Below are 18,728 nucleotides of genomic sequence, written 5' to 3' on the forward strand. Positions count from 1 at the left end.
ACATAGTGTGCAAGGGAGGAAAATAATGTACGAGCAAATTTTAGCCAAGCGAAATAAAGAACGAATAATTTCCCTACAAAATCTTACACAAACTCAAGATCAGTGGTTTGCTCAAAATATAAAATTACTTACATTCGCTGAAGTTAACCTAACAGCCTTGCAGAAAATACTGTATCAAGTAGTACGAGGGTTATTAAAAGAACAGCAACAACGTCATTTACAGATTGTCCATACAGTGCAATCTCAATCGATACAGGAGAATGTATTAACGCTGTTGGCAGAATATGATGATGTCTTGCGCGATGCCATTCCACAGCCTATCTATATACTCATTTGGCAAATTTCTTCGCTAGAAAAGTTAAAAAACAGTATAGAAGTAGTAGATGATGTGCTTGATATTGTAGAGTGGTATTTTCGCCATCAAGATGAACAAGTTGCTGCTCTAGATGAAGAGGACTTAGATCATGAGCTCATTATTGATTTGTATAAAGAAGCGGTTGAAGAGCAGGATGGGGATGCCCAATATCAACTGGGTGAATACTATAATTCTAGAGAGGGTAAACATTTTCAACCTGAAAAATCATTGAAATGGTTTGAGCTAGCCGCTGCCCAGGGAAATGCAGATGCTCAATATATGCTTGGGAATTTTTGCTTTGGGGGCATAGGTATGGAGGAAAATTATTCCCTTGCCTTTTCATACTATGAAAAAGCAGCTTTGCAGGGACATGCGGATGCTGCCAATAATTTAGCAGATATGTACTTTAATGGCGAGGGCGTAGCAACGAATTATACATTAGCAAAAAAATGGTTTGATTATGCTGCACAAAAGAATGTGGCAGAGGCAATGTTTACGTTAGGAATAATTTATGAGCAGGGGTTAGGCGTTGAGGTAGATGAGAAAGAAGCTTTTAACGCCTATAAAAAATCAGCTGAGGCAGGGTATGTGGAAGCACAATATCGACTTGGTGGATTTTATTTAGAGGGGCGCTTAGGCCAAGCGAAAGATGTCAATCGTGGTCTGTTTTGGTATGAAAGAGCTGCGGAGCAATATCATGTAGACGCCTTTTATGATTTAGGTTATATATGGAGTAATGGTCTGGCCGGAATACGCAATCTCGAAAAAGGTATTCATTGGTTTAAGCAGGCTGCACTTCAAGGAGATGTAGAAGCCAAGCTACAGTTGGGGCATATTTTTAATAAAGATACAGGGTTAGATAGAAATCTGAAAGAAGCTATTAAATGGTATGGACTCGCGGCAGATGCAGGATCCGAAGAAGCGGCTAAAATATTACAGGAACTTAAAGGATTGTAAATTTAGTGTTAAAAAAACATAGGCTTTTAGAATTATTTATGTTGCTACGGTATGAGGGTATTTTGGTCTAAAATAGACTGCTGTTTACGAGTATTTAGATAGATCGTGATTGAGGATAAAAAATATTAGTATAGTGAAATTTGAAGATGATCGATAAAAAAGTAGAATAAATATAAAGCAAGTAAGCATAATAAACAAAAAAATAGTTAAAAAAGCTACCCAATAATATTGTGGTAGCTTTTTTATAGTTTATTACGCTTTATTTAACAACAAGGACTTTTTATACATTTTGTGTAAAATAATGGTATTAATAAGATTGACAGTCATTTATAAAATGATTAATGTAAATGAGTGATTTTGAAAAGAAGCATACGTAAATAATTTACTGTTAGTCATGTAGGGACTATATCTGTTTGCTGAGAGCAAATGACCTTAGGATAAATTGAGCAAATGGGTACCCTACATACTTTTGGAGGAAGTTTGTCATACGGAATTGCGCTATCGAATGTAACCATTAAATCTGACTAATCAGATTTTACCGGTATTTTTTCGTGTATCCATCAATATGTTAAAAGGGATTTGATGTTTCTCAGCCTGATGAAAGTAAACGGAATGAAAGAGGGAAGATGTGTGATTTTTCAAAAACAAAGAAAGACGAAGGTATTGGATTTACAGCAATACACAGTGAAAATGGATTTGTCCTCTCGTCAATCGATGGCGAAGCAAATTGAAATGCTGAACTTAACGAAGAACGACTTACAATATTTAAAAGCTTTCCAGCCAATAGTTATGGATAATGTAGATCACATCGTAAACCGTTTTTACAACATGATTGGAACAGAGCATCATTTGGTAGATATTATCAGTCATCATAGTTCTGTAGAAAAGCTTAAAGTAACATTACGGCAACATATTATTGAAATGTTTAACGGAACCATTGATGAGATGTATTACCAAAGGCGGGTAAAAATTGCAAAGGTGCATGTCCACATTGGGCTTAGAACACAGTGGTATATCTGCGCATTCCAAGATTTATCGATATCATTTATTGATTTAGTCGAAAAAAATATAGAATTTCCACAAGATCAATTTAATACGATCAGAGCTATATCGAAAATTTGTAATTTTGAGCAACAACTCGTTTTAGAAGCTTTTGAAAACACTGTGGAACAACTGAAAGAAAAAATGGTTCATGAAAAAGAAGCGATTGAACGACAGATTGTAGATTCTTCGGAAGCACTTGCAGCTATCTCGCAGGAAACCAATAATTCATTTTGCTGCTTAAGTAAGCAATCTGACGAAATTAAACATTTGGCAAAAAAATCACTCGATGTGTCTACGCTGGCTGAAAACCAAGCACTTGAGGGTCGCAAGCGTTTAAAAAATCAATCACAAAATATGCTCAATATTAGTCATTCTCTTCATGATATAGAAGAAAATATTGAACAATTATCAGGTATGTCTAAGGAAATGGAAACAATTATGAGTGTTGTGACCAATATTGCGAATCAAACGAATCTATTGGCTTTAAATGCTGCAATTGAAGCAGCACGTGCTGGGGAAGCGGGAAAGGGCTTTAGCGTAGTGGCCGATGAAGTACGTAAATTATCAATTCAGACAAAAGAATCTGTTACAGCGGTGGCTTTGTTATTGAAAAAGACAGGTGAACGAACAGAGAAATTAGAGTATTCTTTGACCAACATTCAAGATGAAGTTGCAGCAGGTGAAGAAAATATGTTACAAACTGAAGGCCAATTTACGAGTATATTGGGAGCCATGACAGAAGCAAAAGATCAAAATGAGTGTATGGCAACAAAAATACAAGCAATTGTAGGTATATTAAGTGAATTAGGCACTTCATTTACTGAGGTAACAAATTCAGCTGAAAAATTAGCGAGCTTTGCGCAAAATTTAAAAGGATAGACTACTAACATTTACATTCTATTTTTCATATTTTTAGACGTAATAAACACTATAGTACCTATTTAAATGTTTGTTGTGAAGTTATCGCTATAGAGGATCAATTTTATAGAGGTTCAGAAAGTAAGAGCTATTTCACTGATGAAATAGCTCTATTTTTGCTAAATTTGTAAAGGGTTTAACGTAATTTTCAATGAAAAAGGATTATACTGTAGAAAGAATGAATAATAGGGGCGGTTATGATGAAAACAGTTGTTGTTTTAGGCGGCGGTATTACAGGACTATGTACAATGCATTATTTGCAACGTCAAGTGAAGGAACATAATTTAGATGTTCGTCTAGTGCTTATAGAAAAAAATACATATTTAGGAGGCAAATTATATTCAGCACATGAACAAGGTTTCATCATGGAAACGGGTGCTGATTCTATTGTAGCCCGTCATCAAGGCGTTATGGAACTCGTTCAGGAGCTTGATTTTGAGGCGGAATTAGTTTACAACGAAACAGGTATTTCTTATATTTATACGAATAATGAGTTACATGCTATTCCGGCAGATTCAACTTTCGGAATACCGATGAGTGTAGCATCCTTAGAGGAAAGTACACTTATTTCCGAGCAGGGAAAAAAAGAAGCGTTGAAGGATTTAACATTGCCAAACAATGGCTTCACAAAGGAAAGTTCGATTGGTGAATTTTTAACTTACTATTTAGGAGAGGAACTGGTGAAAAACCAAATTGCACCAGTCCTTGCAGGTGTTTATTCGGGAGATTTACATCAGCTTTCTATTGGCTCTACTTTACCGTATTTAATTGATTATAAGAATGATTTTGGAAGTATTATTAAAGGCTTTGATGCGAATCGTGAGCAATTTGTTAAAGCAGCGAACAAAAAATTTATATCCTTTAAAAATGGTTTATCTTCTTTAATTGATCGACTTGAACAAACCTTATCCGATGTAGAAATTATCAAGGGTGTTACTACACTAAATGTTCAAAAACAAGATAAGAACTACACAATTTCCTTAGCTAATGGTGAAATTATTGAGTCAGATTATGTCGTTTTAGCATTACCGAACGATACTGTACAAAATCTGCTACAGGATGAATCTTTAAACCGCTATTTTGACCAATTTACGACAGCGTCAGCGATTACTATCTATTTGGGTTTTGATGTGCCAGACGCTAAATTGCCAGCAGATGGAACGGGCTATATTGTTTCCCATAATTCAGACGTAACTTGTAATGCAGCAACTTGGACTAGTCGTAAATGGAAGCATACATCGAAAGAAAATAAATTACTTGTGCGACTCTTTTATAAGAGCATCAATCCAGCCTATGAGCAACTACGCGCCATGACGGATGAAGAATTAGCAGCAGTTGCTTTAGAAGATGTGAGAAAGAGCCTAGGAATAGAGGAGCAGCCAACCGTTGTGAATGTAACAAAATGGATTGATCAAATGCCTAAATATGATCTAGCACATCGTGAAGCATTACAAGGCTTACTACAAGAATTACATGAGAAATATCCTAATTTATCGATTGCAGGGTGCTCGTATTTTGGCGTAGGTATTGGTGCTTGCATTCAAAACGGGAAAAAAATTGGTGAAGAGCTTGCAAAGGAACTTGCCAATTTCTAAGGTTTTAAGTGGAAAAAAACTTTGTTATGTGAAATAGTCTTGACTCATTCGTCAGTAAACGATATGATTCTTTTAATTATTTAAAAAATTCATACTTAATTCTTATCAAGAGAAGCAGAGGGACTGGCCCATTGAAGCTTCAGCAACCAACTTTATTGTCAGGTGCTAAATCCAGAAGACCGTTGAGTCGAAGATGAGAAGGAACAACAATGATGAATCGTTAAAGCCTTCTTTTTTTATGAAAGAAGGCTTTTTATTATATAGAGACATAGGAAGAGAGGCTAATTTTATGGGATTGCTTGAAAGGTTAAAAACGCATGTTTTGACGGCAGACGGTGCAATAGGCACAGTGCTATATGGCTATGGATTGGAGTATTGCCATGAGGAAATGAATGTTCAGAGACCCGAGTTAATTGAAAAGATTCATAGAGAATATATTGCAGCTGGTGCTGACATCATTCAAACGAATACGTACGGTGCAAATGCCATTAAATTAGCTCGCTATGGATTAGAATCACGTGTCCAACAATTTAATGAAGCTGCTATCACCATCGCAAAACGAGCAGCGGCTGATGGCGGTCAATTTGTTTTAGGAACAATTGGTGGTATTCGGGGAATTCGTAAAAGTGATGCAACCTTGGATGAAATATTAGCAACTATTGAAGAACAAGCAAGCGTCTTACTTGCAGGGAATCCAGATGGCCTTTTACTTGAAACTTATTATGATTTTGAAGAATTAACAGCAACCTTAAAGATGCTACGAGAAAAAACAAAATTGCCGATTATTGCACAAGTTTCTATGCATGAGCCCGGTGTTCTACAAAATGGGATGTCTTTAAATAATGCTCTCCATGAGCTTGAAGCCCTAGGTGCTGATATTGTTGGTGTCAATTGTCGACTAGGTCCACACCATACAATTCAGGCATTTGAAGGTGTAGAACTTCCTAATAAGGCATTTATGTCGGCCTATCCAAATGCATCACTTCTGGACTTAGAGGATGGGCGTGTCGTTTATGAATCAGAAGCTGATTATTTTGGTCGAGCGGCTGTTGAATTGCGTGATCAAGGTGTACGTTTAATAGGGGGCTGCTGTGGTACAACACCCAAACATATTGCAGCAGCAAAGAAGTATTTAGAAGAGTTATCACCGGTTCAGGAGAAGCATGCGAAGCCTAAAAAGATTGAGATTGTTCGGGAAGCGGAGCCAACAAAGTATGAGCCTCTTCATGAAAAGGTTAAACGTGAACGCTCTGTCATAGTAGAGTTGGATACGCCTAGACATTTAGAGATTGATGGGTTCCTTGAAGGAGCAAAGCAATTATATGATGCAGGTGCAGATGTAGTTATGATGGCAGACAATTCATTGGCCTCTCCACGTATTAGCAATATTGCAATGGGCGCATTGTTGAAGAGCTCACATGGTGTACGCCCACTAACTCATATTACATGTCGAGACCGTAATTTAATTGGTCTACAATCTCATTTAATGGGGTTAAATGCTTTAGGTATTCATGATGTGTTGGCCGTTACGGGTGATCCAACGAAAGTAGGAGATTTCCCAGGTGCGACAAGTGTTTATGATGTATCTTCCATGGAGCTAATCCAATTAATTAAGCAATTAAATGAAGGGGTCTCTTTCTCAGGTAAGCCACTTCGTAAAAAAGCAAATTTCTCAGTTGCTGCTGCATTTAATCCAAACGTCCGTGTGTTAGATCGTGCTGTGACACGCTTGGAGAAGAAAATTGAGCATGGGGCAGACTACTTCATTTCTCAACCAGTATATACGATCGAGAAAATTGTAGAGATTTATGAGGCAACAAAGCATTTACAAGCTCCAATTTACATCGGTATTATGCCTGTTACGAGTTATAAAAGCGCTGAATTTTTACATCATGAAGTGCCAGGTATCAAATTATCTGAAGATGCCTTAACAAGAATGAAAGCATGTGGAGAAGATAAAGAAAGGGCAACATTGGAAGGGATTGCTATTGCCAAAGAATTAGTAGAAGTGGCTACGCAATATTTCAATGGGATTTACCTTATTACACCATTTTTACGTTACGATGTGACACTAGAGTTGATGAAATATATAGAGCAATTGGATGAACAGAAAAAAGGAGTAAGTATACATGGCTAAGCACTCGATTGAAGAGCAACTAGAGAAACGTATTTTAATTCTTGATGGCGCAATGGGAACAATGCTACAAAATGAAAATTTATCAGCAGAGGATTTTGGTGGCGAGGAACTTGATGGCTGTAATGAAAATCTTGTGCTTACTAGACCAGATGTTATTGAAAAAATTCACCATAAATACTTAGAGGCAGGCGCAGATATTATTTGTACAAATACATTTGGTGGGACGCCTCTTGTGTTAAATGAATATGATCTTGGCACAAAAGCAGAAGAAATTAATAAGCGTGCAGTGGAAATTGCTCGCCAAGCAGTGGATCGTTATTCCACATCGGATTGGCCACGTTTTGTTGCAGGGGCTATGGGGCCAACAACAAAAACGTTATCAGTAACAGGTGGTATTACATTTGAAGAGCTAGAGGAAAATTTTTATGTACAGGCAAAAGCTTTAATTGAGGCAGGAGCCGACGTTTTGTTATTAGAAACAAGTCAGGATATGCTCAATGTCAAAGCAGGCACACTTGGCGTAAAGCGCGCTTTTGCATCAACGGGAAAAGAGCTACCTGTCATGATTTCAGGAACAATAGAACCGATGGGTACAACGCTTGCAGGGCAAACAATTGATGCCTTTTATATTTCGATCGAGCATATTAAACCATTATCAGTTGGCCTAAACTGTGCGACGGGACCTGAGTTTATGACGGATCACATTCGTTCATTAGCAGAGCTTTCAACAGGCTATATTAGCTGTTACCCAAATGCTGGCTTACCAGATGAAGAAGGGTGTTATCATGAATCACCAGAATCGCTATCGCAAAAATTAAAAGGCTTTGCAGAAAAGGGTTGGCTTAATATTGTAGGTGGATGTTGTGGGACGACACCCGCTCATATTGCAGCCATTCGTGAGATCTTAAAAGATGAAAAACCTCGTCAATTACCAGAAAAAACACATGGTCATGCGGTATCAGGAATTGAACCGTTATTGTATGACGATTCTATGCGTCCGTTATTTATTGGGGAGAGAACAAATGTAATCGGCTCTCGTAAATTTAAGAATTTAATCATTGACGGGAAATTTGAGGAGGCCGCAGAGATTGCACGTGCTCAAGTCAAAAATGGTGCACATGTTATTGATATTTGTTTAGCCAACCCTGATCGCGATGAATTAGCCGATATGCGTGGATTTATGCAGGAGGTTGTAAAAAAGGTTAAGGTGCCTCTTGTGATTGACTCAACTGATGAAAAAGTAATTGAGGAAGCATTAAAGTTTTCACAAGGGAAAGCCATCATTAACTCTATTAATTTAGAGGATGGTGAAGAACGATTTGATGCAGTATTACCACTCGTGAAAAAATATGGTGCATCATTAGTTGTTGGAACGATAGATGAAAAGGGGATGGCGGTTGACCGTCATCGAAAGCTCGAAATTGCCGAGCGCTCCTATCAACTTTTAACGGAAAAATGGGAGATTGCACCAGAGGATATCATTTTCGACCCATTAATGTTCCCTGTAGGAACTGGGGATGAGCAGTATATTGGTTCAGCGCTAGAAACAATTGAAGGCATTCGTCTCATCAAAGAAAAATTGCCGCAGACATTGACTGTACTTGGCGTAAGTAATATCTCATTTGGCTTACCACCTGTTGGTCGTGAAGTACTGAATGCTGTTTATCTCTATCATTGTACACAGGCGGGCTTAGATTATGCCATTGTTAATACAGAGAAATTGGAGCGTTATGCATCCATCCCTGAAGAGGAAATCAAACTCGCAAATGACCTGCTCTTTAATACAAATGATGAAACATTAGCAGTGTTTACAGATTTTTATCGAGATAAAAAGAAGGAAAAAACGGAAGCTGATATTCCAAAAACGGTTGAAGGTCGTTTAGCTTACTATATATTAGAAGGTACAAAAGAAGGGCTAATTGAGGATTTAGACGCTGCACGGGAAATCTTCGAGGCGCCACTTGATATAATTAATGGTCCTTTAATGGAGGGCATGGCTGAGGTAGGTCGTTTATTTAATGATAATCAACTCATTGTAGCAGAGGTTTTACAATCAGCAGGTGTGATGAAGGCTGCAGTTGCTCATTTAGAGCAATTCATGGAGAAGGATGAAGAGAGTGCTGGAAAAGGGAAAATGGTACTTGCTACAGTAAAAGGCGATGTTCACGATATTGGGAAAAACCTTGTTGATATTATCTTAAGTAATAATGGCTATAAGGTAGTCGATTTGGGCATTAAAGTAACCCCTGCCCAATTGATTGAAGCGATTCGTAAGGAAAAACCTGATTTTATTGGGCTGTCAGGTTTACTCGTAAAATCAGCGCAACAGATGGTTATTACTGCTCAGGATTTTAAAGAGGCGGGAATTGATGTTCCTATTTTAGTTGGTGGTGCTGCACTTTCACGTCGTTTTACTGAAACAAAAATTGCAGATGAATATGGTGGTCCTGTTATTTATGCAAAGGATGCTATGCAAGGCTTAGAGCAAGCGAATCTATTAATGGGTGAAGGGACACGTGAAAATTTCTTAGCAGAAATTGAAGAATCCCGTCAAAAACGTTTAGCGGCCGATGAAAAACGAGCTGCTCGTCCGGCAAAAGAGGTAACAATAAAGCCTGCGCGAACAGTAAAAGGAGCGCCAGTATTTTTACCAGCTGATTTACGACGTCATGTGAAAAAAGACTATTCTGTATCTCATTTATATCCTTATGTTAATATGCGTACATTACTAGGACACCATTTAGGCTTGAAAGGGCAAGTCCAGCAATTGCTTGATGCGGGCGATTCAAGAGCAACAGAGCTCAAGGATTTAGTAGATGATTATTTAAAAAGTGATCTATTAAAGCCATCAGGTTTGTATCAATTTTTCCCGGCTCAAGCAGATGGTGATGATGTCGTTGTGTATGATCCTGCCGATAGTAAGACAGAAATTGAACGTTTTACCTTCCCTCGTCAGCAGGTTGAACCATTTTTATGTCTTGCAGATTTCTTAAAAACGGTAGAGAGCGGTGAAATGGACTATATTGCACTCATGGTTGTAACAGCAGGGCAAGGAGTTATGGCTAAAGCACGCCAGTTAAAAGAGGCTGGGAAATTTCTTGAAAGTCATGCCTTGCAATCGACTGCTTTAGAATTAGCAGAGGGCTTTGCTGAACGTATGCATCAGGAAATTCGTGACCAATGGGGCTTCCCTGATGCAACAGATTTCACTATGAGAGATCGTTTTGCTGCAAAATATCAAGGTCAACGCTTTTCATTCGGATATCCTGCATGTCCTAACTTGGAGGATCAAGAGAAACTATTCGGCCTATTAAAACCTGAGGATATTGGTGTCCATCTTACAGAAGGCTTTATGATGGAGCCTGAAGCATCTGTATCTGCAATCGTTTTTGCTCATCCTGATGCTCGCTACTTCAATGTTTAAGGCATAAAATAAGAGGAGATAGATAGTCTATTCAATGACCGTCTATCTCTGTTTCTTTATAGAAGAAAACATTTGGTTAAGGGAAGTGAGCAGAATGATACGATTCATGGAAGAAAGAGATATTCCCGAGGTTTTGGTTATCTATAATGATATTATTTTAACAAGCAAGGCTGTCTATCGATACGAAATACAAACTTTAGATGAAAAAGTACAGTGGTTTAGGGAGCAACAAGCATTAGATAATCCTTTACTTGTATTTGAGGATAATGGGCTTGTCGCTGGCTTTGCTACCTATAGTCAATTCCGTCCTTACCCAGGTTATAAATATACAATGGAGCACTCTGTCTATGTGCATAAAGAACATTATCAAAAAGGGATTGCGACAAAGCTCATGAACAAGCTGATAGCGATCGCTGAAGAAAATGGTGTCAAAACGCTTGTTGCTGGTATTGATGGAGAAAACATTGGTAGTATTAAAGCACATGAAAAATTAGGCTTTGAATATGCAGGAACCATTAAAAATGCAGGCTATAAATTTGAACAATGGCTAGACCTTGTGTTCTATCAACTTCATTTGACTGGACCGAAATCATAAAAGGATATGACAAATGTCATATCCTTTTTGTGATGTTTGCGTCTGTTACTGACTTGTATTCTTGTTTTATGATGAGGTCATAAGAAAAAAAGAAACGAGGGAGTAAAAGATGGCAACTATTAAAGAAAAAACAAAAAAGTTACGCCAAGATGTAGCGCCATTTGCCAAATCAGATACGCGTAAAAGTGTTTTTCAGATTATAAATACAATTGTACCGTTAATTGCATTATGGGTGGCTGGTTACTTGTTAGTGGATGTATCACCTTGGCTAACAGTCGGCTTAAGTGCTATTTCAGCAGGTTTTGTCGTACGAACTTTTATTATTTTTCATGATTGTACACACGGCTCATTTTTCAAAAGTAAAAAGGCAAACGACTGGGTTGGATTTTTTACTGGGGTGCTAACATCATTCCCTTATGAAAAATGGAAACGTGAACATACAATTCACCATGCAACAAGCTCAAACTTAGACAAGCGTGGTATCGGTGATATTGATATGATGACAGTTGAAGAATATATGCAAGCCTCAAAAGGGCAACGTCTATGGTACCGCTTCTATCGTAATCCATTTGTGATGTTTGGATTAGGCCCACTTTATATGGTTCTTGTCTTAAATCGTTTTAATCGTAAGGATGCGAAGAAGAAGGAACGTCTCAATACAATTTTAACGAATATTGTCATTGTAGGAATTTGTGCCGCTTTAATTTTCTTCATGGGCTGGCAAGCGTTTTTATTAGTGCAAGGCGTTACTTTATTTATTGCAGGTTCTTTAGGAATTTGGTTATTTTATATCCAGCACACGTATGAAGATTCTTATTTTGAACACGATTCAGAGTGGGATTATGTGAAAGCTGCAGTTGAAGGAAGCTCCTATTATAAATTGCCAAAACTTTTACAATGGGTAACAGGGAATATTGGTTTCCATCATGTTCATCACTTAGCTCCTCGTGTACCTAATTATAATCTTGAAAAGGCACACAATGAGACACCGCCATTACACATGGCAACAACGATTACTTTACGTACGAGTTTAGAATCACTACGTTACAAGTTATATGATGAAGATCAAGGTAAATTTGTGACGTTTAAAGAAGTAAATGAAATTATAAAACGTAAAGAAAGAGGCAGTATTGCCGCTTAGTTGATAACAGCCATCTCTGCAAGAGAGATGGCTGTTTTATGTAAAGAGAAGAATATGGGTCAAAGCATGTACAGGCATAAATTTAATTTTCTTGTTATAATAAGGGAAAAGTAGGAAAGAGCGTGAGATTATGTTGAGGAAATGGCATAGTATTATTCCGAATAGTCCGATGCTCAGTGTATATTTGTGGATAATTTTTTGTTTCCTACCGTTTTTCTTCATTTTTAGGAAATCTTCTTACATCGAAATTTCGATAGGCATTACATTTTTAATGCTCTATTTTATCTTCTATCGATTTGCCATGAATTCGAAAAGCGGTTTAGTTTACATGTGGATTAGCTTTGAAATGGTCATAAACATTATTATGACCATCTTGTATGGCTATGTCTATTTGTCCATTTTTACAGCATTTTTTATTGGCAATATCCGAAGACCCGTCGGCTTTTATATTATGTATGGTCTACATATTGGATTTACAGTTATTTCAACTGGCGCTGGATTCTTTGTAGAGCTCAACCTATTTTTATCGCAGTTGCCTTTCGTTGTATTAACAATTTTAGCTGTCGTCCTTTTACCGCTAACGCTTTATTCCAAAAATAAACGTGAAAATTTAGAGGGACAGTTAGAAACAGCCAATGAACGTATTGCTGAGTTAATTGTTTTTGAAGAACGACAAAGAATAGCTCGAGATTTGCATGATACATTAGGGCAAAAATTGTCCATGATTGGTTTGAAGAGTGATCTAGCTTCTAGGCTGATTGAACGAAATCCCCAGCAGGCCTTGATTGAGATTAAGGATATACGCCAGACGGCTAGTATTGCTTTAAAAGAGGTTCGGGAATTAGTTTCAGATATGCGCACGGCAAAATTTGAAGATGAGATCATGCGTATTTCACAAATACTAAAGGCAGCTGAAATGGAGTTTGTCTTTGAGGGGGATAAAAACGCACTGCAAGTTCCACCACTTGTAGAGAATGTTTTATCTATGTGCTTAAAAGAGGCGGTTAATAATGTTGTCAAACATAGTGGAGCAACGAAATGTGAAATTGCTTTCCATCAAAATTTTAAAGAAGTTTACTTAGTAGTGCGAGATAACGGACAGGGCATTACGAAAAAACAAGCCTGGAGAACTGGTAATGGATTGAAAGGAATGCGGGAACGTTTAGAGTTTATTAATGGGTCCTTCAAAATTGAAAGTGTTGAGGGCACCACATTAACGGTAACTATCCCAGTAGCTATTACGCATCAGAATGTCAAAGACAATCTGAAGAATATATAGAAAAGAGGATTGTGACATGATACGAATTGTGATTGCTGAAGATCAGGGGATGCTATTAGGCGCGCTTCGCTCTTTACTTAGTATGGAGGAGGATATGGAGGTTGTTGGCTTAGCAAAAAATGGTGAGGAAGCATTGATGCTTGTGGAAGAGCATCAGCCTGATATTTGTATTATGGATATTGAAATGCCAGTGAAAACGGGACTAGATGCAGCAGAAGAAATGCATAGCACTGGCTCAGGTTGTAAAGTCATTATTTTAACTACATTTGCTAGACCTGGTTATTTCGAACGTGCTAGAAAAGCGAGTGTCAGAGGCTATTTATTAAAGGATAGCCCTATAGAGGAGTTAGTGAGCGCAATCCGTACAATCATGGACGGTAAACGCATTTATGCGCCAGAGCTCGTTGATTTTGTCTATGAAGATGATAGTGAAAATCCTTTAACGGAGCGAGAGAGTCAAGTTCTGACACTTGTAGCAGAGGGCAAGACGACAAAGGAAATTGCTGCTGAGCTGTTTTTGTCTGCTGGCACAGTTCGTAACTATATTTCGACGATTTTAGAAAAACTAAACGTCGGCAATCGAATTGAGGCCATTGCACGCTTTAAAGAAAAAGGATGGAATAAATAAAATGAGAACCTTTTCGCATCATAAGCGAAAAGGTTCTCTTTTTTTTACTTATTACGTTTAGTTAAACGGCCAAGAACGAATGCACCTGCTGCTACTGCAAGAACAGTATTCGTTTTTTTCGTAAATACTTGTTTTGTGACAAGATTAAGGTTTTGAGGACGCTCAGCTAAACGGCGCATGAAATAGCCGTACCAATCTTCACCGAATGGAACGTACACACAGAAGTTATAGCCCTCTTTTGCAAGTTCTTTTTGCATATCTGTACGGAAACCATATAGCATTTGGAATTCAAATTTATCAAGCGGAATATTATGATCAGCTACAAAGCGTTTTACGTGCGCAATAATATTGTGATCGTGAGTTGCGATTGATGTAAATTTACCATTTAGTAGGTGATATTCAATCAACTCAATAAAGTTTAAATCAATATCTAATTTATCTTGATAGGCTACTTCAACTGGCTCTTTATAAGCACCTTTTACGATACGTAAACGGTAGTCCTTAAATTTTTCAATATCATCTTTTGCACGGTAAAAGTATGATTGGATGACTGTACCAACATTATTAAATGTTTTCGATAATTCTTCCACCATATCGAAGGAAGTTTGTAGACGTCCATAGTCTTCCATATCAAAGTTAACAAAGATATCGTATGAAGCGGCTTTTTCTACAATCTCATACAGATTGTCATAACAAAAATCAACATCAATATCTAAGCCTAATTGAGATGGCTTTAATGAAATATGTGCCGCTACACCATTTTCGTGAATAGCTTCGATCACAGTAAGGATTTTTTCTTTAGCAGCAGTCGCTTCTTCTTTACTTGAAACAAATTCACCTAGGTTATCTACTGTACAAGAAATATTATGTGCATTTAGTTCTTTGATGCTTGCAATTGTTTCTTCGATATTTGTACCAGCTACTACACTTTGTGCTCCTAATTTTAGGCCATATTTCTTTGCAGCACTATTTAATAGTTGGTTCTCAGATAAGTGGATGAAAAAATCGCGTAATAACATGGTCATTCTCCTAACTGCATTTTCTTTTTAGTATAACATAAATTTTTTAAACTATATTACATTCAGCCTAACAATTATTTCATTTCGAGTAATTGCATACGTTCATTAAATAGTGCAGGATAACTTAAAAAGCCAATCATAACGCTGGATAATGTTGCAGTAGTTAAGAGAGCAAAGATAATTAAAAGTTGAAATTGGACTGCATGAATAGGGTCGGCTCCCCCAATAATTTGACCACTCATCATACCTGGTAACTGTACTAGCCCGATTGTTTTTTGACTCTCAATCGTAGGAATCATACTAGCTTTTATGGCATTAATTAATTGGCGATGAATAGCCTGTTTTGGTGTGCCACCCAGGGATAGTATTAGTTCCATTTGATCCTTATGGTTAATAATTTCAGCTGTAAAACGATTTAAGAATAAAATGGATAGCACCATGGAATTACCAATTAGCATCCCGCTAATGGGAATGATATACTGAGCGGTTGCTGGAACAATATGAAAGCCTAGCAAAACACCTTGTGTAATTATTTCTATCATGACAAGAGTCAGTGCTATCTTCCAGGTGATTCCTTTAATACCTGCTCCTTTTTTTCGTGCATTTAACGTGGCTACGATAATCATTAGTGCTACCATCAGGAAAATATAGCTATAACTATTTGCATCAAACACAAACTTTAATATATAGCCGACAGCAAGCAATTGAATGATGGAGCGTAATGTTGCAATAAGCGTATCTTTTTCAAGGTCTAATTTTAATATTTTGGATAATAGTAAAGGGATACAAACAAAAATTAATGTCAGTGATAAGGCTGTATATGTCATTTGTTTACCCCCTGTACAAACTCGGCAACACGTGGATTTGTTGGTGCATCGAGTAATGAACTTTTACCAGTTTCAACGAGCTCCCCATTCATCATAACCCATGTATAGTGACCAATCGTTAGCGCTTGTTGCAAATTATGGGTAATCCAAATAATGGTAACATTGTATTTTTTGTTAATGGTGACAATCAATTTTTCAATATCCTGTACGGATTGACGATCCAAGGCAGACGTTATTTCGTCTAATAATAAAATAGAGGATTTATTGATAAGTGTTCGAGCGATGGATACCTTTTGACGTTGTCCGCCTGATAGATCATTTGTAGATTGATGCAGGAAGCTTTCGTTTAACCCAACGTCCTCTAAATATTGAATAGCCTCCTGCTGCAAAAGTTTTTGTCCTTGCAGTGTACGGGGAAGTGCAAGATTCTCTAACACTGTACCTGCTATCATAGGAGCTGCCTGTAAAGCAATACCAACATGCCTTCTTAAAGCTGTTGGATCATATGTAGAAATAGGTTGATTATCGACGAGTATATGCCCATTTGATGGTGAGAGAAGGCCATTACATAATTTAAGTAATGTTGTTTTACCAGCGCCAGAGGGGCCAACGAGAGTGGTGATTTGCCCTTTCGGAAATGACCCAGTAATTGACTTTAATATCATTTTGTCATTTACTGAAAAATGAACTTGTTGAAAGTGAATGGCAGGTTCATATAACATATTCATCTATTGAAACTCCTTTACTTTAGTCAGTAAAATAACTTTAGCATGAAATGACTGGAAGATGGTGTTGAAATAAAAGAAAGAAGGGAATTTGGGAATGGAAATATTGTATTTCGATACATTAACATATGCAAAAGGCGATATGTATGTTGTGGCTTCAGACAAAGGACTTGTTTATATAGGTACACCAAATGCAGCATTCGATGAAGTAAAGGAGTGGGCTATAAAACCATTTAAAGGATATTGTTTTGAAGAGAATTCAGAAAAGTTGCTCCCATATAAAGAGCAGTTAACAGCCTATTTTAAGAAGGAACTTATTGAATTTAATCTTCCAATCCATGTGAAAGGGACAGCATTTCAATTAGCAGTGTGGGATGCATTAAAAGAATTACCCTATGGTACAACAACAACTTATGGAAATATTGCTCAACGCATTGGTAATCCCAAAGCGGTTAGAGCGGTGGGGACTGCTATTGGAGCAAACCCAATCCTGGCAATTATTCCATGTCATCGGGTTATTGGCAAAAATGGTCAATTAACAGGCTTCAGAAGCGGCTTAGCTATGAAACAATTTTTACTTGAGTTAGAGAAGGAATAGAACGAGTGAAGCGGTAAATGTTAGTCTCTTGCGAAATAATGGAAAGAGCGCTTTTTCTATGGATTGGATCACTTCAAACAAAGTAACCTTCTTTCTCTGTAAACGAACAGTTTCACATGTAGGAGTGCACCAAAAGAAATCTGCCCCATTATCCAAAGATAAAGGAGCAGATGAACTAGCTATACATGTTGTTCTTCTTGAACATTGTTCTGCGTTTTACCGAAATGTGTTAAACGATGAGCGAAGGTTTCGCCTCGTACAGCGGAGCTTTTGAAAATATCTTGGTATTCGTAGGCAGGCGTTCCGTGTTCCATTACATCTAATCCAGCAATTTCTTCTTCAGCTGTTACTCGTAATGGGACAAATGCTTTGATGATCAATAAACCTGCAGCTACAGATACACTAACCCAAGCAATAGTTGCAATAACGCCGATTGCTTGAATACCTAATAGACCAAAACCCCCACCATAAAATAAGCCTTGCCCACCAATATCAAAGAGGCCAACTGCCAGTGTTCCCCAAATACCACAAATACCATGAACAGCAATTGCTCCAACAGGATCATCAACTTTTAGCTTCCACTCTAGGAAGCGTACACCTTCCACAAGTAAAGGGGCAGCAATTAAACCAATGATAAGTGAGCCAAAAATGCTGACATTCGCTGCACCAGCAGTAATCCCTACAAGCCCAGCTAATGCACCATTTAATGTAAGAGAGCCATCGATATGTCCGTATCGAAATTTTGTATAGAAAGCAGTGGCAACGACACCAGCTGCAGCTGCAAAAAACGTATTAGCAATAACACTAGGAACTAGCTCTGGATCAGCTGCTAATGTAGAAGCGCCATTGAAGCCGAACCAACCAAACCAAAGTAAAAATACGCCTAATGCACCTAATGGAATGCTGTGTCCTGTAATAACATTTACTCGCCCATTTTCATATTTGCCTAGTCGAGGTCCGACCATAACTGCTGCGACAAATGCTGCAACAGCCCCTGTTAAGTGGACAACTGTCGAGCCAGCAAAATCAACAAAACCTAAATCTGTTAACCAACCTTGACCACTCCAAACCCAGTGGCCTACTACAGGATAAACAACTAAAGACATAAGTATAATAACTCCAACATAAGCGAAAATATTAGTACGTTCTGCAACAGCCCCCGATAAAATAGTTGCTCCAGTTGCAGCAAACATCGTTTGGAAGATAAAGAAAGAAAGATCATCTACTCCTTTTAAAGCAAAGCCACTTGTGCCGAAAATGCCACCTACTGAGTCTCCGAACATAATGGCATAGCCACATAAAAAATAGACGATTCCACCAAGAGAAATGGTAAGAAAATTCTTCATGATGATATTGACTGCATTTTTTGAGCGGGTAAATCCAGCCTCAACCATAGCAAAACCTGCATGCATAAAGAATACTAAAATAGTGCCAAGCATCACCCAAATTAAATTAACAGATAATAGTACTTCATCCATTTATATCG

14 protein-coding genes and 1 riboswitch are annotated in these 18,728 nt (G+C 37.7%); of the genes, 10 read left to right on the top strand and 4 right to left on the bottom strand.

The window, feature by feature from the left end:
• Positions 1-25 precede the first annotated feature (25 nt).
• The 9 genes from ACHZEU_RS16445 to ACHZEU_RS16485 all read left to right on the top strand — a co-directional run bounded on the left by ACHZEU_RS16445 (position 26) and on the right by ACHZEU_RS16485 (position 14,073).
• A complete protein-coding gene (locus ACHZEU_RS16445) occupies positions 26-1,312 on the top strand; it encodes a tetratricopeptide repeat protein (RefSeq protein ID WP_404803570.1) in 1,287 nt (428 codons plus the stop codon).
• A gap of 630 nt (positions 1,313-1,942) precedes the next feature.
• Positions 1,943-3,235, top strand: coding sequence for a globin-coupled sensor protein (locus tag ACHZEU_RS16450; RefSeq protein ID WP_054548863.1), 1,293 nt, complete (start codon positions 1,943-1,945; stop codon positions 3,233-3,235).
• Positions 3,236-3,474: 239 nt separating this feature from the next.
• Positions 3,475-4,869, top strand: coding sequence for a protoporphyrinogen oxidase (locus ACHZEU_RS16455; protein WP_048394981.1), 1,395 nt, complete (start codon positions 3,475-3,477; stop codon positions 4,867-4,869).
• A 99-nt stretch (positions 4,870-4,968) separates the two neighbouring features.
• Positions 4,969-5,069, top strand: a riboswitch (SAM riboswitch).
• An 89-nt stretch (positions 5,070-5,158) separates the two neighbouring features.
• The gene (locus ACHZEU_RS16460; RefSeq protein WP_404804600.1) at positions 5,159-7,006 is read left to right on the top strand and encodes a bifunctional homocysteine S-methyltransferase/methylenetetrahydrofolate reductase; all 1,848 of its coding nucleotides are present in this window, start codon (positions 5,159-5,161) and stop codon (positions 7,004-7,006) included.
• Positions 6,999-10,430, top strand: coding sequence for a methionine synthase (metH, locus tag ACHZEU_RS16465; RefSeq protein WP_319839670.1), 3,432 nt, complete (start codon positions 6,999-7,001; stop codon positions 10,428-10,430). The genes ACHZEU_RS16460 and metH overlap by 8 nt, the downstream gene beginning before the upstream one ends.
• A 94-nt stretch (positions 10,431-10,524) precedes the next feature.
• Entirely contained in the window at positions 10,525-11,025 is a 501-nt protein-coding gene (locus ACHZEU_RS16470; RefSeq protein ID WP_048394984.1) for a GNAT family N-acetyltransferase, read from the top strand.
• Between the two features lie 109 nt (positions 11,026-11,134).
• On the top strand, positions 11,135-12,166 hold the full coding sequence (locus ACHZEU_RS16475) for a fatty acid desaturase (RefSeq protein WP_048394986.1): 1,032 nt from the start codon (positions 11,135-11,137) through the stop codon (positions 12,164-12,166).
• 271 nt (positions 12,167-12,437) lie between these two features.
• A complete protein-coding gene (locus tag ACHZEU_RS16480; protein ID WP_175400777.1) occupies positions 12,438-13,445 on the top strand; it encodes a sensor histidine kinase in 1,008 nt (335 codons plus the stop codon).
• A gap of 16 nt (positions 13,446-13,461) precedes the next feature.
• On the top strand, positions 13,462-14,073 hold the full coding sequence (locus ACHZEU_RS16485) for a response regulator transcription factor (protein WP_048394990.1): 612 nt from the start codon (positions 13,462-13,464) through the stop codon (positions 14,071-14,073).
• Positions 14,074-14,117: 44 nt separating this feature from the next.
• Here the strand turns inward: ACHZEU_RS16485 and ACHZEU_RS16490 are convergent, their stop codons facing one another.
• The 3 genes from ACHZEU_RS16490 to ACHZEU_RS16500 form a co-directional block, all read right to left on the bottom strand.
• Positions 14,118-15,092, bottom strand: a complete 975-nt coding sequence (locus ACHZEU_RS16490) for a proline dehydrogenase family protein (protein ID WP_048394992.1) — start codon at positions 15,090-15,092, stop codon at positions 14,118-14,120.
• Between the two features lie 74 nt (positions 15,093-15,166).
• Positions 15,167-15,919, bottom strand: coding sequence for an ABC transporter permease (locus ACHZEU_RS16495; RefSeq protein WP_048394995.1), 753 nt, complete (start codon positions 15,917-15,919; stop codon positions 15,167-15,169).
• Entirely contained in the window at positions 15,916-16,647 is a 732-nt protein-coding gene (locus ACHZEU_RS16500) for an ATP-binding cassette domain-containing protein (RefSeq protein WP_048394997.1), read from the bottom strand. Before ACHZEU_RS16500 ends, ACHZEU_RS16495 begins: the two co-directional genes overlap by 4 nt.
• A 94-nt stretch (positions 16,648-16,741) precedes the next feature.
• Between ACHZEU_RS16500 and ACHZEU_RS16505 the strand changes: the two genes are divergently transcribed.
• Complete coding sequence (locus ACHZEU_RS16505; RefSeq protein ID WP_333881128.1) at positions 16,742-17,242, top strand: methylated-DNA--[protein]-cysteine S-methyltransferase; 501 nt, start codon at positions 16,742-16,744, stop codon at positions 17,240-17,242.
• A gap of 179 nt (positions 17,243-17,421) precedes the next feature.
• Here ACHZEU_RS16505 and ACHZEU_RS16510 read toward each other — a convergent pair whose 3' ends face one another.
• Positions 17,422-18,720, bottom strand: coding sequence for an ammonium transporter (locus ACHZEU_RS16510; protein WP_016995351.1), 1,299 nt, complete (start codon positions 18,718-18,720; stop codon positions 17,422-17,424).
• Positions 18,721-18,728: the final 8 nt, after the last annotated feature.

The sequence above is a fragment of the Lysinibacillus sp. S1 genome, from assembly GCF_044986265.1.
Lineage (GTDB): Bacteria > Bacillota > Bacilli > Bacillales_A > Planococcaceae > Lysinibacillus > Lysinibacillus capsici.

Excerpts from the sequence above, each read along its gene's own strand:
- ACHZEU_RS16495 (WP_048394995.1), bottom strand. The coding sequence starts at position 15,919 with ATGACATATACAGCCTTATCACTGACATTAATTTTTGTTTGTATCCCT.
- ACHZEU_RS16475 (WP_048394986.1), top strand. The coding sequence starts at position 11,135 with ATGGCAACTATTAAAGAAAAAACAAAAAAGTTACGCCAAGATGTAGCG.
- ACHZEU_RS16455 (WP_048394981.1), top strand. The coding sequence starts at position 3,475 with ATGAAAACAGTTGTTGTTTTAGGCGGCGGTATTACAGGACTATGTACA.
- ACHZEU_RS16510 (WP_016995351.1), bottom strand. The coding sequence starts at position 18,720 with ATGGATGAAGTACTATTATCTGTTAATTTAATTTGGGTGATGCTTGGC.
- ACHZEU_RS16485 (WP_048394990.1), top strand. The coding sequence starts at position 13,462 with ATGATACGAATTGTGATTGCTGAAGATCAGGGGATGCTATTAGGCGCG.
- ACHZEU_RS16500 (WP_048394997.1), bottom strand. The coding sequence starts at position 16,647 with ATGAATATGTTATATGAACCTGCCATTCACTTTCAACAAGTTCATTTT.
- ACHZEU_RS16460 (WP_404804600.1), top strand. The coding sequence starts at position 5,159 with ATGGGATTGCTTGAAAGGTTAAAAACGCATGTTTTGACGGCAGACGGT.
- ACHZEU_RS16490 (WP_048394992.1), bottom strand. The coding sequence starts at position 15,092 with ATGTTATTACGCGATTTTTTCATCCACTTATCTGAGAACCAACTATTA.
- ACHZEU_RS16480 (WP_175400777.1), top strand. The coding sequence starts at position 12,438 with ATGCTCTATTTTATCTTCTATCGATTTGCCATGAATTCGAAAAGCGGT.
- metH (WP_319839670.1), top strand. The coding sequence starts at position 6,999 with ATGGCTAAGCACTCGATTGAAGAGCAACTAGAGAAACGTATTTTAATT.
- ACHZEU_RS16470 (WP_048394984.1), top strand. The coding sequence starts at position 10,525 with ATGATACGATTCATGGAAGAAAGAGATATTCCCGAGGTTTTGGTTATC.
- ACHZEU_RS16505 (WP_333881128.1), top strand. The coding sequence starts at position 16,742 with ATGGAAATATTGTATTTCGATACATTAACATATGCAAAAGGCGATATG.
- ACHZEU_RS16445 (WP_404803570.1), top strand. The coding sequence starts at position 26 with ATGTACGAGCAAATTTTAGCCAAGCGAAATAAAGAACGAATAATTTCC.